The following is an 11,950-nucleotide window of genomic DNA, read 5'->3' on the forward strand; positions in this document are numbered from 1 at the left end:
AGGCCAGGCCGTTTCAATGTGCGCGCAACCATGCGTTCCTCCTCGCAAAAATGCCAGCTCGCCCCCGGCGCGCGGCCGGCGGATTGGCTGTGTTAAAGTCCGAGGCCAAACTCTAATGCCAGCGCCATCTTTCGATAAAGTAAGCCTGCGCTCCAGATTGCATGGACAGATTTGTCCGGAAAGGCGTGGAAATGCTCAGTTCCATTCAGGACCTGGCCCTGTTCGTTCAAGTGGCGGAGCTGCGCAGCTTTGTCATGACGGGGCAGCGGATGGGGATCTCCGCCTCCGCCGTCGGCAAGCGCATCAGCCGGCTGGAAGCCAGGCTGCAAGTATCGCTGTTCAAGCGCACCACCCGCAGCATCACCCTCACCGCCGAGGGCCAGCACTTGCTGGAGCGGGCCTTGGGCCTGCTGCAAGAGTTGGACAGCATCCAAGATGAACTTGGCGCCGGCATGACCCAGGCCAAGGGCAAGATACGCATCAGCCTGCCGCCCATCAGCGATGTGTTCCTGGATTACTTTGCCCAATTCAACTCGCTCTATCCGGAAATAGAGCTGGAATTGGATTACTCGGACACACTGGTCGACATCATCAACGATGATTTCGATTTCGCGCTGAGAACCGGCGCGGCCGGCGACGGCGCGATCAAGGCGATCCAATCGCTGCCGCTGGGCAGCTTCCGCAGGATCATGGTCGCCTCCGACGCCTATCTGGCTCGGCACGGCATTCCACGCGGCATCGATGATTTATCGCGGCATAAATGCCTGCATTACCGCTCGCCCAATACCGGCAAAGTGGAGGCCTGGCATCTTGGCGACGAGGACGAGATGAAACTGCCGGCCTCGCTGGTCTGCAATAGCCTGGAGGCCAGGAAACACTTTGCGCTCAAGGGGCTGGGCATCGCCTATCTTCCCGACATCTCCATCGCCATGGAATTGCGGGAACGGAGACTGACCCCCATCCTGCCGCAATTCAATAGCCGGGACATCCAGCTCAGCGTGCTCTGGCCGCGCCGGAAAAGAGAAACCGCCCGTCACAAGGCGTTTATCGATTTCTGCGGCGGAATCCATCTAAACGACGCGCTGAACCCCAACTAGCCGGCGGGCCACCCGCCCTCGCCGCGCGGTGCGCTATAAAGAAGCCATGCGCCGTGGCGAACCCGCCGTGGCGGTCAAAGCACAATGAAGCCTGGTTTCCATTCAGCCTTGATCAGGCGGAGGGATTTATGCGGCGGCGCGAACTTCTACTGGCATCCCTGGCTCTGCTGGCCGTCCCCTGGCGGGCGGCGGCCGCGGCGCAGCCGGCCGTCACCATGGTGCTGAAATCGCTGAAGAATCCGTTTTTCGAATTGATGACCGCCGGCGCGCGCAAACATTACGCCCAGCACCGCGCCGAATACCGGCTGACCCTGGACGGCGTGCCGGAAGAATCCGACGTGGCCGGGCAGGTCAAGATCATCGAAACCAGCATCGCGCGCCGCGATCAGATCCTGATCATCACGCCGGCGGATTCCCGCGCCATCATCCCGGCGCTGATCAAGGCGATACAGAGCGGCATGCTGGTGATCAATCTGGACAACAAGCTGGACGACCGCGCGCTGGCCGGCCACGGCGTCAACATTCCCTTCGTCGGCCCCAGCAATTTCAACGGCGCGCGCGCGGTGGGAGATTATGTGCTGCGCGCGCTGAAACCGCGCAGCAAGGTGGGCGTGATCGAGGGCCTGCCCGGCTCCATCAACGCCAAGGCGCGCAGCGACGGCTACCGCGAGGCGATCGCCAACGCCGGCATGAGCCTGGCCGGCATCGCCTGGGGCGACTGGGAGCGGGACAAGGGCCACGCCGCCGCCACGGCGCTGCTGCGGCAAACGCCGGACCTGGCCGCGCTCTTGTGCGGCAACGACAATATGGCGATAGGCGCGGCGCAGGCGCTGAGCGAGCTGAAGCGCGACGGCAAGGTCTTGATCGGCGGCTACGACAATATCCCGGAAATGGCCGCGCTGCTGGCGGCCAAACGCATCTACGCCACCGCGGACCAGCACCCGGCGCTGCAGGCGGAGCAGGCAATCCGGCTGGGCCTGGAGTCCTTCAACAAACGGCTGACGCAGAGCGAGATGCAGAGCATCGTGCGCACGCCGGTGGACCTGGTGAAGTCCTGACCATGGCGCTCGCTCGCGCATGCCTGGCGGCGGTGATGGCGCTGCCCTGCGGCTGGACACCGGCCCAGCCCGCGCTGACGGTGGTGGCGGACGCGCATCCGCCGTTTCTGCTGCCGGCCCGCGATGGCCTGGCCGGCCCCTACGCGGAAGCATTCCATTACCTGGCGGGCAAGGCCGGGCTGGAGGTGGCGCTGAAAACGGCGCCGGCCAAACGGGCGCTGTTGCTGGCGGCGGCGGAAAAGAACACCTGCGCGCTGGACGTGAATTTTGATCAGGGCAAGGCGGAAACCCTCAGCTATGTGGCCGCCATCGCGCCGGTGGTGCTGCAGGCTTACGCCGCCGCCGGCAATGCCGCGCCATTCCGCAGCCTGCGCGATTTCCGGGGCCGGACGCTGGGCACGGTGGATATTGCCGAAGCGCGCGACCTGCTCAGCAGCGCCCAACTGCCCTACATCCCCATCGCCAAACCGGCGTTGGGCTTCAAGATGCTGGCGGCCAAGCGGCTGGAGGTCTTCGTCAGCGACACGCCGCCGCAACCGGACGCCGGCCCGCCGCCGCGCAAGGTCTTGCTGCTGACGCCGGCCGAACGCTGGCTGGCCTGCAATCCCGACACCCCGCCGCCGGTATTGAGCAAGCTGCGCCAGGCGCTGCGCACCGGCCTGTTCGCCAAGGACACCGCCGCCATCTGGCGCCAACACCATATGGACGCGTTCTTTCAGGAAACCTCCGCCGCCTGGGCCCGCAACCGGCAATAGCCTCCCGCCTGCTCCTCGCCTGTCCCAAAGCGCAGGCTCCAATCATGCTCCTTGCATTAATCTTCAACGATAAGCCGCGCCATGCCCTGTTGGCGCGATAACTTCCAGCCGCCCGCTTTTAAAAACCCGGTTCGGGACTGTTTCCCGCCGCTTTCAGGAGCCATCCATGCTTGATCCCTATCGCCCGCTTGCACTGTCCGCCCTGGCTTTCTGCCTATTCTCGGCCACGCCGTCGCTGGCGGCGGAATGCCGCGTCACCGCGGACGTGAACGCCAGCGTCAAATCCATGACGGACAACACCGCGATGGAAGGCCATGTCAGCATCCACATCCGCGGCCAGCCCACCCAAGCGGGCAAATCGCAGTTCGACAGTTGGGATCAATTCAAGGCCGCCTTCACCACTTGGCAGAGCTACCCCGGTCCCAAGGGCCCCAAACCGGCCGTATGCGGCACCCGGGCGGCGGAATCCGATTGCGTGCCGGAGGGCACGCTCTATCCCAACGGCTGGCCCGGCGCGCGGCCCAGCACCTGCAAGCAGGTGAACGCGGCCGGAGCCTGCACCCAATCCACCCCGTTTCCCGCGGGAGAGCCCATTTACCTGTCTTTCCGCTATGCCAAGAACAGCAAGGGCAAGTGGATCCTGAATACCGCCTATCCCAGCCTGAACTCGAATTGCTCCTAAAAACCTGTTCACGATCTGCTGCGCGTCGGCGATACGGCGTTGAAAACGAGTTCAAAATGCTCATGTACCACCTGTACATTCCGTTTTTTCGCTCGTTTTCGCCTTGTCTCGCTCTTGCTCGCGAGACTTTGAACAGGTTCTTAGCGCGCGAGATCGTAAACACGTTCTAGGCCACGCACCTGACCGCGCTTGGTAAAACTGCCAAGCGCGGTTGCACTGCGCCGCTGTCGCGTCCAGCTATGCTGGGCGCTCGACAAACTCAGGCGAGATGAGCGATGAAAAGCAAGATGGCGGCAGCCGCCGCAATCACGGCGCTGCTGAGCGGTGGCGCGGCCGCGGCCAATTGGCAACTGGCGTGGCAGGACGAATTCAACGGCGCGGCGCTGGACACCGCCAAATGGCGGCTGGAATCCGGCCCCGGCCCATGGGGCTTGCATGAGCTGCAGTACTACACCGCCGGAGACAATGTGGCCGTGCGCGAGGGCGCGCTGCATATCACCGCGCGGCGGCAGGCCTACGGTGGCCGCGACTACACCTCGGCGCGCCTGCGCAGCCAGGCCGCCTGGCGCTACGGCCGGATCGAGGCGCGCATCAAGCTGCCTTACGGCCAAGGCATGTTTCCGGCGTTCTGGATGTTGAACCAACAATGGGATCAGCCCGCGCATTACGGCGAAATCGACATCCTGGAAATGGTGGGCAGCGAGGCCGGCGCGGAAAACGCCACCATCTGGGGCAGCGCGCACCGGCCCAAGCCCGGCGCGCCGGCCGGCACGGTGCAAACGGCGTCGGCCTCCTACGTCACGCCGGACCTGGGCTGGTTCAACGATCGCTTCCACGATTTCGCCGTGGAATGGTCGCCGGCGGCGATCCGCTATTTCGTCGACGGCCGGCTCTACCAGACGGTGACGATGAAAACCGACGGCGGCGACGGCTGGAGCGCCTTGCAAGAACCGGCCTTCATCGTGCTGAACCTGGCGGTGGGCGGCGACTGGGCCGGCGCGCCGGACGCGTCCACGCGCTGGCCGCAGGAAATGGTGGTGGACTATGTGCGGGTGTACCGCGACGCCGGCGAACCCGCCGCGCGCCGTCGGGCGCCGGCATCGGCCGCCTCGCCGCTGCGCTGACGCCCCTTCCGCGACAAGATCCCAAGCCAGGCGGAGGGAGGCCGCGCGCCGTCACGCGCGCGTCACATCGGCCAGCTACACTAGCCTGGTCCTCGGGAAGCGCCAAGCGCGCTTCCAACTCCTTTGTATCTGTCGATTGCATGCTTGCCGCCCCCCGGGGCGGCTTTTTGTCGTCCAGACCCGGATGGACGGCGCCATAATTACCACGCCCATGGATTTGCCAAACCCGGACGGTTTTTGGGAAACTAGCTGGTTTTGCAAAAAGCATAAATACCAAAAACGACTGGATGGTTTGACATGAAAATACAATACAAGACAATCCTGGTGGCCGCCTGCCTGAGCGCGTCCGCCGCCGTGGGCGCGCAACAGGCCGCCGCCGACAAGGACTCCCCGGTCAAGAACCCGCACCTGGGTCCTTACACCCAAAACATCGCCAATGTCGCCAACTGGGAAGTGCCGCCCAAATACCTGTCGTTGGACCAGGACGACACCACCCGGCTGATGGAGGCGATGCAAAACCCCAATGTCACCGATTCCTGGCTGTTCGGCCCGCAATCGCTGGAACCGTGGTTCGCCGTGGTGTCCTACGACAGCACCGGCCACGTGATGGACGGCGAGAAGCTGGACGCGGACGCCATCCTGAAGCAATTGCAGGAAGGCACCGAAGCCTCCAATGAAGAGCGCCGCAAGCGCGGCTGGCAAGAACTGCACCTGGTGGGCTGGCAAACCCCGCCGCATTACGAGACCGACACCAAACGCCTGTCCTGGGCCACCATCAGCGAAAGCGGCGGCCAGCGCGTGGTCAACTACACCACCAAGGTGCTGTCCCGCACCGGCGTGGCCTCCGTCACCCTGGTGACGGAACCGGCGCGGCTGGACGGCGCGGTGGCGGACCTGAAAACCCAGTTGAACCAGTTCCAGTTCAAGCCGGGCGAAAAATACTCGGAATTCAAGGAAGGCGACAAAGTGGCCGAATACGGCCTGACCGGCCTGATCGTCGGCGGCGCGGCGGCCGCGGCGGTGAAAAGCGGCGCCTGGAAATGGTTTGTCGGCATCCTGGCCGCCGGCTGGAAAGTGATCGCCGGCCTGGCGCTGGCCGCCTTCGCCGGGCTGAAGTCGCTGCTGTCGCGCAAAAAAACGCAGTGAGCGCATGGATTACTCCCTAATCCTCTGCCTGGCCATCCTCGCCTTCTTCCTGCTGGACCTGCTGCTACTGCTGCCGGCCGGAGAAGGCATCGCCTATCTGGCCGGACACGGCTGCCAGGCGCGGCTGCCCTCGTGGCGGGCGCGGCTGGGCGGCCGCTTCGCGCTGCTGGCCGCGCCGTGGCGCTTCGCCTCCCCCTGCGCCAAGCTCAGCCTGTGGGCGCCCAGCACCCCCGGCAGCCTGGCGCGCTGGCGCGCGGAGGCGGAGCGCTACCGCCGCTTCTACCGCTGGACCGCGCCCTGGCTGGCGCTGAGCTGGGCCTGCGCGGTGGCCGCGGCGCCGCTGGCGCTGTGGCTACGCCCCGGCGCGGCGGATTGGCTGCTCTTGCTGCTGGCCGGCTATCTCGCCTACCTGGCGGCCGCGCTGCTGGGCATGCTGGCGCTGCGCCGCGCGCGGCTGGGCCCCAACGGCGCGCAGCTGCGGCTGATGCTGGAAGCCCTGCTCTGCCTGCCCTACGCCAGCCAGCTGCCGCGCAAGCTGGGCCTGGCCGGCTTCGCCCCGCTGCCGCTGATTGATCTGCTGGCGCCGGAGGCCGGGCTGGACGCGGACAGCGCCGCCCACATCGCCGCGCTGGCGCGCGAACAGCTGGAAGTCACGGAACCGGCCGATGCCCGCGCGCATCTACACCAGATCATCACGCTGGCGGAAGCCAGGCAAGCGGAGCCGCAACCATGAAACTCATCACCCTAATCGTTTTCGGCCTGCTGGGCTTCTGGCTGGTGGATTACCTGCTGAGCGCGCGCAAGAACGCGCGGCAACAGCCGCGCCGCCCCGCGCCCGAGGCCGAGCCGGTGGCGGAGCCCGTCTCCGAGCTGGAACAAGCCTGCCGGGTGCTGCAAATCACGCTGCCCTGCTCGGCGGAAGCCTTGAAAGCCGCCTACCGCGCGCGGATGGCGGAATACCACCCGGACAAGGTCAGCACGCTGGGCCAGGAGTTGCGCGAACTGGCCGAACGCAAGAGCAAGGAGATCAACGCCGCCTATCAGCGCCTGCTGCCGCTGTGCTCCTGAGCGCCGGCTCGCCATTCTTCCCAGTGTGAAGCCGCCTTGCGCGGCCCCAAAAAAAATCCCGCCAGGCTTGGCGGGATTTTTCATGGCGAGCCGGCGCGGCTCAACTCATATCGCTGCGACGGTACAGGCTGAGACCGATGGCCAGCACCGCCAGCATGCCGGCGCAGCTGCGGTTGATCCAAGACATCACCCGGGCGGAAAAACTGCGCATCGCGTGGCGGCCGCCGTAGGCGTAGATGAACATCATGGTGCAATCCACGCAGGCGGTGACCACGGCCAGGATCATGTACTGCGTGACCACCGGCTGCTCCTGGCGGATGAACTGCGGCAAGAAGGCGGTGAAGAACAGCAGGCCCTTGGGATTGGACAGGCCCACCACCAGGGAACGCAAGAAAGCGCCGCGGCCGCTGGCCTCGCCGCCCTGCTCGCTGGCCGCCAGCGCCTGAGTGGGCGCGCGCCACATCATCCAGGCCAGGTAAACCAGATAGGCGGCGCCGCCCCATTTCACGATGGAAAACAATTGCTCCGACGCCTGCAGCAAGGCGCCCAGGCCACAACCGACGGCGGCGATCAGCAGCAGATCCGACAACACCGCGCCGGCAAAGCCGTAACTGGCGATGCGCATGCCGTGGCTGGCGCCGTTGTTCAGCGCCAACAGCATGGACGGGCCGGGGGTGATCATCACCGCGCTGACCGCGACGATGTACAGCAATAGGGTGGCGAAACTCATTCAATAACTCCAGGACGCAACATTCAATATGGCGGCGCGGCCCCCCGGAAACAGTCAATGACGCCGATGCGCGGCGCGAGACACGGCGAGCGGGCGTGGAGCATGAAAGCTGGAAATGACGGATGAAGGGCGGCAAACAACGCGGAAGCCGTATTTTAATACAAAACCCGGCGCGGCTGTAGTGGCATGTTTGCTTATGCTTATATGGTTTTATTCCAAGCGGCGGCATCGAGCCGGCCGCGCGCCCGGCAACGCCCGAGCCGCCCGTCCGGTTGACCGCGCAACAAAAGCTTCATCAAAACCTCTCCTGTCCGCAACATGCGCGCACTATGCTGGCCCGGTTTTTTTCATGCCCGGAACATATACACCATGCGCATCCTCAGCCTGACCCTGGCCGTGACGGCCGCCATCGGCCTGGCCGCCTGCGGCAGCAACGGCGGTCCCGCCAGCGGCTCCGCCAACAACAACCAAGGCAACCGCCCCGCCGTGGCCAAGAACGTGATCTTCTTCCTGGGCGACGGCATGGGCATCAACACCACCACCGCCGCCCGCATCTACTCCGTGGGCGAGGACGGCGAGCTGACCATGGACACGCTGCCGGAAAGCGGCTTCGTCAAGACCTTCTCCAACGACGCCCAAGTCACCGACAGCGCGCCGTCCATGTCCGCCTACATGACCGGCGTGAAGATGAACAACGAAGTCATCTCCATGTCCACCGACACCCAGGCCAAGTCCCCCACCGCGGACTTCACCTCCAACTGCGGCACTGGCAACGGCCAGCCGGTCAGCACCCTGCTGGAACTGGCCAAGGCCGGCGGCAAGGCCACCGGCGTGGTCACCACCACCCGCGTCACCCACGCCACCCCGGCCGCCACTTACTCCCATGTCTGCCACCGCGACGCCGAATCCGACATCGCCGCCCAACTGGTGCCGGGCGGCGCGCTGTACAACGCCAAGCTGCAAGATGGCGTGGACGTGGTGTTCGGCGGCGGCCGCCAGTTCTTCCTGCCCAAGGCCGCCGGCGGCAAGCGCGCCGATGGCCGCGACCTGGTGGCGGAGCTGAAAGCCAAGGGTTATGGCTACGCCGCGGACAAAACCGGCTTCAACGCGCTGGACCCGGCCAAGACCACCCGCGCCGTGGGCCTGTTCACCAGCAGCCACATGAGCTACGACCTGGACCGCGACGCCTCCAAGGAACCCAGCTTGGCCGAGATGACCGCCAAGGCCATCTCCATGCTGGCGGACCGCAAGGACAAACAAGGCTTCTTCCTGATGGTGGAAGGCGGCCGCATCGACCACGCGCTGCATGAAACCACCGCCAAGAAAGCGCTGCAGGACACCGTGGCCTTCGACCAAGCGATCAAGACCGCCATCGACGCGATGAAACAGCGCGATCCGGACCTGAAAAACACCCTGATCGTCGTCACCGCCGACCACGACCACACCCTGGTGCTCAACGGCTACGCCCAGCGCACCGGCAAGACCACGGCCAGCAACCCCGGCGTGCTGGGCCTGGTGAAGAACTACAGCAACGGCAGCGTGGCCACCGACGCCGACGGCATGCCCTACTCCATCATCGGCTTCGGCAACGGTGAAAACCGCGTCAACGGCAACCGCAACGCCGCCGCCGCGCTGACCGACGCCGTGGTCTCCGCCAACGACTACCACCAGGAAGCGGCGGTGCGCATGCCGGCCGGCGGCGAAACCCACGGCGGCACCGATGTCTACATCGGCGCCATCGGCCAGGGCGCGGACGCCTTCCACGGCTTCCTGGAAAACATCGACGTGTTTGGCCTGGTGAAGAAAGCGGCCGCGCTCTGAGCCGCGCCTCCCCCCCAAACGCTACGCAAACCCATACAAGAGAAACGCAATGAAACCGATGATGAAACCGCTGCTGAACGTCGCCGCGCTGGCCGCCGCCCTGCACGCGCTGCCGGCCCAGGCCGCGGGCGAAGCCAAGAACGTGATCTTCTTCCTGGGCGACGGCATGGGCCCCACCACCGTCACCGCCTCGCGCATCTACAAATACGGCGAAGCCGGCAAGCTGAACATGGAACAGCTGTCCCGCACCGCCCGCGTCAAGACCTTCTCCAACGACGCGCAAACCACCGACAGCGCGCCGTCCATGTCCGCCTACATGACCGGCGTGAAGATGAACAACGAAGTCATCTCCATGTCCGCCGACACCCGCGCCATCGACCCCAATAGCAACGGCACCGGCAACTGCGGCAGCGGCAACGGCCAGCCGGTGGCCACCCTGCTGGAACTGGCCAAGGCCAAGGGCAAGGCCATCGGCGCGGTGACCACCACCCGCGTCACCCACGCCACCCCGGCCGCCACCTACTCCCACGTCTGCCACCGCGACGCCGAATCCGACATCGCCGCCCAGGCGGTGCCGGGCGGCGCCGGCTACAACGCCCAGCTGGGCGCCGGCCTGGACGTGCTGATGGGCGGCGGCAGCAAATTCTTCCTGCCCACCGCCTCCGGCGGCAAGCGCCCGGACGGCCGCAACCTGCTGACCGAAATGCAGGCCAAGGGCTACACCCTGGTCAGCAGCGGCAGCGAACTGGCCGCCTTCAACCCGCAATCCGGCGGCAAGCTGCTGGGCATCTTCAACAAGGACCACATGGACTACGAGCTGGACCGGGTGAAGAACAGCCTGAACCAGCCCAGCCTGGCCGACATGACCGCCAAGGCCATCGACACCCTGTCCCGCAACGGCAACGGCTATGTGCTGATGGTGGAAGGCGGCCGCATCGACCACGCGCTGCACGGCACCAACGCCAAGCGCGCGCTGGAAGACACCATCGCCTTCGACAACGCCATCAAGACCGCGCTGGCCAAGGTGGACCTCAACAACACCCTGATCGTGGTCACCGCGGATCATGACCACACCATGACCATCAACGGCTACGCCAAGCGCGGCAACCCCATCCACGACATCGTGCGCGGCTACGCCGACGGCAAGGAATCCAAGGACGCCGACGGCGCCACCTATACCGCGCTGGTATTCGGCAACGGCCCCAACCGCAAGGCCAGCCGCGTGTCGGTGGATTCCGCCACCGCGATGGGCGACGACTACCAGCAAGAAACCGGCGTGCGCCTGTCCAGCGAAACCCATGGCGGCGGCGACGTGATGCTGATGTCCAGCGGCGCCGGCTCCAAGGGCTTCAAGGGCGTGATGGACAACACCAAGGTGTTTGGCCTGGTGAAAAGCGCGCTGGGCCTGTAAACCCCGCCACCGCGTCGGCGCCTTCTCCAGGCCCGGCGCGGCGGCCACGGATTCACTCCATTCGGCTTGCCCACGGGCAAGCCTACTTTTACGCATGAAGAAAGACCGCGATGAAAACCCTGCTGCCGCTGGCCCTGCTGGCCCTGTCCCCGGCGCTGCACGCCGCCGCCGCGCCGGACCTGGTGGCCACCCTGCGCTATGAAACCGTCACCATCGGCAATGACGGCGTGGAAAAAACCATACGCTACCAGGAAAAACTGACCCGCCAGGGCAAGCATGTCTGGCGCGAACGGCTGAACGCGCGCGCCGGCGGCCACGGCCACGAGCATGGCGCGGAAGACGGCCACGACCACATCGACTACCCCGCCGCCAACCGCCACGTATGGCTGGACGCCAAGGGCCAGCCGCGGCTGGAATTCGCCGTGCCGCAACAAGGCCTGCTGGTGCAAGTGGGGCAGCGCGAATGGAGCGACGTGGGCTTCGACGGCTCCTGGACCCAAGCCAGCCAGATCGTGGACATCGCCAAACTGAAAGGCTTTACCGTCAGCCCCGGCGCGGACGGCAGCCGCTGGTACCGCAAAACAGCCAACGGCCACAGCAAGCAACTGCAATGGAGCACGCGCTGGGCGATGCCGCTGCAAGTGGAATCGCGCTCGCAGGACGGACGCTACCGCGAAAGCATACGCGTTGAAATCCGCCCTCTGGCCGCCGGCCAGCCGCTGCCGTGGGCGCAGACCGGACGGCTGCGCGCCAAGGACTATATGGACACGCTGGACTAAGAACCTGTTTACGATCTGCCGCGCGTCGCGCGATACGGCCTTGCAAGCCGCATGTCCAAGCCTGCTGGGCCGCCCCCTGGCAATAAGACCAGGCAAAGCCATTCAATCCAAAGACATTTGATCTGGCGCCTTGATACGCCTTTGTCCTGACACTTAGAATTTCCGCGCTATCTAGTTTCTTGAGCCGAAAGCATCTCTCGGACACCCCCTCATGGGGGTGCTTTTACTTTTGCGTTTGGAAACCGCCATGGACCTCAGCACCCTGCTCGCCAGCTTCGC

The 11,950-nt window shown here is 65.4% G+C and carries 12 protein-coding genes; 11 read left to right on the top strand and 1 reads right to left on the bottom strand.

Annotation, left to right across the window (positions count from 1 at the left end; genetic code table 11):
* Positions 1–191: 191 nt before the first annotated feature.
* From VI26_RS20840 to VI26_RS20875, 8 genes are all read left to right on the top strand, one after another.
* On the top strand, positions 192–1,097 hold the full coding sequence (locus tag VI26_RS20840) for a LysR family transcriptional regulator (RefSeq protein WP_048411688.1): 906 nt from the start codon (positions 192–194) through the stop codon (positions 1,095–1,097).
* 128 nt (positions 1,098–1,225) lie between these two features.
* Positions 1,226–2,155: a substrate-binding domain-containing protein gene (locus tag VI26_RS20845; RefSeq protein ID WP_048411689.1), complete on the top strand. Its 930-nt coding sequence runs from the start codon at positions 1,226–1,228 to the stop codon at positions 2,153–2,155.
* 2 nt (positions 2,156–2,157) lie between these two features.
* Positions 2,158–2,910 (top strand): hypothetical protein, encoded by a 753-nt coding sequence (locus VI26_RS20850; protein WP_048411690.1) that lies wholly within the window; start codon positions 2,158–2,160, stop codon positions 2,908–2,910.
* A gap of 166 nt (positions 2,911–3,076) precedes the next feature.
* Entirely contained in the window at positions 3,077–3,592 is a 516-nt protein-coding gene (locus VI26_RS20855; protein WP_048411691.1) for a hypothetical protein, read from the top strand.
* A 275-nt stretch (positions 3,593–3,867) separates the two neighbouring features.
* Positions 3,868–4,716: a family 16 glycosylhydrolase gene (locus VI26_RS20860; RefSeq protein ID WP_053074565.1), complete on the top strand. Its 849-nt coding sequence runs from the start codon at positions 3,868–3,870 to the stop codon at positions 4,714–4,716.
* Positions 4,717–5,013: 297 nt separating this feature from the next.
* Positions 5,014–5,862, top strand: a complete 849-nt coding sequence (locus VI26_RS20865) for a DUF2167 domain-containing protein (protein WP_048411692.1) — start codon at positions 5,014–5,016, stop codon at positions 5,860–5,862.
* A gap of 4 nt (positions 5,863–5,866) precedes the next feature.
* On the top strand, positions 5,867–6,595 hold the full coding sequence (locus VI26_RS20870; protein WP_048411693.1) for a hypothetical protein: 729 nt from the start codon (positions 5,867–5,869) through the stop codon (positions 6,593–6,595).
* Positions 6,592–6,930, top strand: a complete 339-nt coding sequence (locus VI26_RS20875; RefSeq protein ID WP_048411694.1) for a DnaJ family molecular chaperone — start codon at positions 6,592–6,594, stop codon at positions 6,928–6,930. The genes VI26_RS20870 and VI26_RS20875 overlap by 4 nt, the downstream gene beginning before the upstream one ends.
* Positions 6,931–7,030: 100 nt before the next feature.
* Here VI26_RS20875 and VI26_RS20880 read toward each other — a convergent pair whose 3' ends face one another.
* On the bottom strand, positions 7,031–7,660 hold the full coding sequence (locus VI26_RS20880) for a LysE family translocator (RefSeq protein WP_048411695.1): 630 nt from the start codon (positions 7,658–7,660) through the stop codon (positions 7,031–7,033).
* A gap of 369 nt (positions 7,661–8,029) precedes the next feature.
* Here VI26_RS20880 and VI26_RS20885 point away from each other — a divergent pair, with 369 nt between their 5' ends.
* The 3 genes from VI26_RS20885 (at position 8,030) to VI26_RS20895 (ending at position 11,671) form a co-directional block, all read left to right on the top strand.
* Positions 8,030–9,481: an alkaline phosphatase gene (locus VI26_RS20885; protein ID WP_048411696.1), complete on the top strand. Its 1,452-nt coding sequence runs from the start codon at positions 8,030–8,032 to the stop codon at positions 9,479–9,481.
* Between the two features lie 49 nt (positions 9,482–9,530).
* Positions 9,531–10,892: an alkaline phosphatase gene (locus VI26_RS20890; RefSeq protein ID WP_231581077.1), complete on the top strand. Its 1,362-nt coding sequence runs from the start codon at positions 9,531–9,533 to the stop codon at positions 10,890–10,892.
* A gap of 110 nt (positions 10,893–11,002) precedes the next feature.
* Entirely contained in the window at positions 11,003–11,671 is a 669-nt protein-coding gene (locus VI26_RS20895; RefSeq protein WP_048411697.1) for a hypothetical protein, read from the top strand.
* Positions 11,672–11,950 lie beyond the last annotated feature (279 nt).

The organism is Chromobacterium sp. LK1 (genome assembly GCF_001043555.1).
Taxonomy (GTDB): Bacteria; Pseudomonadota; Gammaproteobacteria; order Burkholderiales; family Chromobacteriaceae; genus Chromobacterium; species Chromobacterium aquaticum.

Excerpts from the sequence above, each read along its gene's own strand:
- VI26_RS20840 (WP_048411688.1), top strand. The coding sequence starts at position 192 with ATGCTCAGTTCCATTCAGGACCTGGCCCTGTTCGTTCAAGTGGCGGAG.
- VI26_RS20845 (WP_048411689.1), top strand. The coding sequence starts at position 1,226 with ATGCGGCGGCGCGAACTTCTACTGGCATCCCTGGCTCTGCTGGCCGTC.
- VI26_RS20850 (WP_048411690.1), top strand. The coding sequence starts at position 2,158 with ATGGCGCTCGCTCGCGCATGCCTGGCGGCGGTGATGGCGCTGCCCTGC.
- VI26_RS20855 (WP_048411691.1), top strand. The coding sequence starts at position 3,077 with ATGCTTGATCCCTATCGCCCGCTTGCACTGTCCGCCCTGGCTTTCTGC.
- VI26_RS20860 (WP_053074565.1), top strand. The coding sequence starts at position 3,868 with ATGAAAAGCAAGATGGCGGCAGCCGCCGCAATCACGGCGCTGCTGAGC.
- VI26_RS20865 (WP_048411692.1), top strand. The coding sequence starts at position 5,014 with ATGAAAATACAATACAAGACAATCCTGGTGGCCGCCTGCCTGAGCGCG.
- VI26_RS20870 (WP_048411693.1), top strand. The coding sequence starts at position 5,867 with ATGGATTACTCCCTAATCCTCTGCCTGGCCATCCTCGCCTTCTTCCTG.
- VI26_RS20875 (WP_048411694.1), top strand. The coding sequence starts at position 6,592 with ATGAAACTCATCACCCTAATCGTTTTCGGCCTGCTGGGCTTCTGGCTG.
- VI26_RS20880 (WP_048411695.1), bottom strand. The coding sequence starts at position 7,660 with ATGAGTTTCGCCACCCTATTGCTGTACATCGTCGCGGTCAGCGCGGTG.
- VI26_RS20885 (WP_048411696.1), top strand. The coding sequence starts at position 8,030 with ATGCGCATCCTCAGCCTGACCCTGGCCGTGACGGCCGCCATCGGCCTG.
- VI26_RS20890 (WP_231581077.1), top strand. The coding sequence starts at position 9,531 with ATGAAACCGATGATGAAACCGCTGCTGAACGTCGCCGCGCTGGCCGCC.
- VI26_RS20895 (WP_048411697.1), top strand. The coding sequence starts at position 11,003 with ATGAAAACCCTGCTGCCGCTGGCCCTGCTGGCCCTGTCCCCGGCGCTG.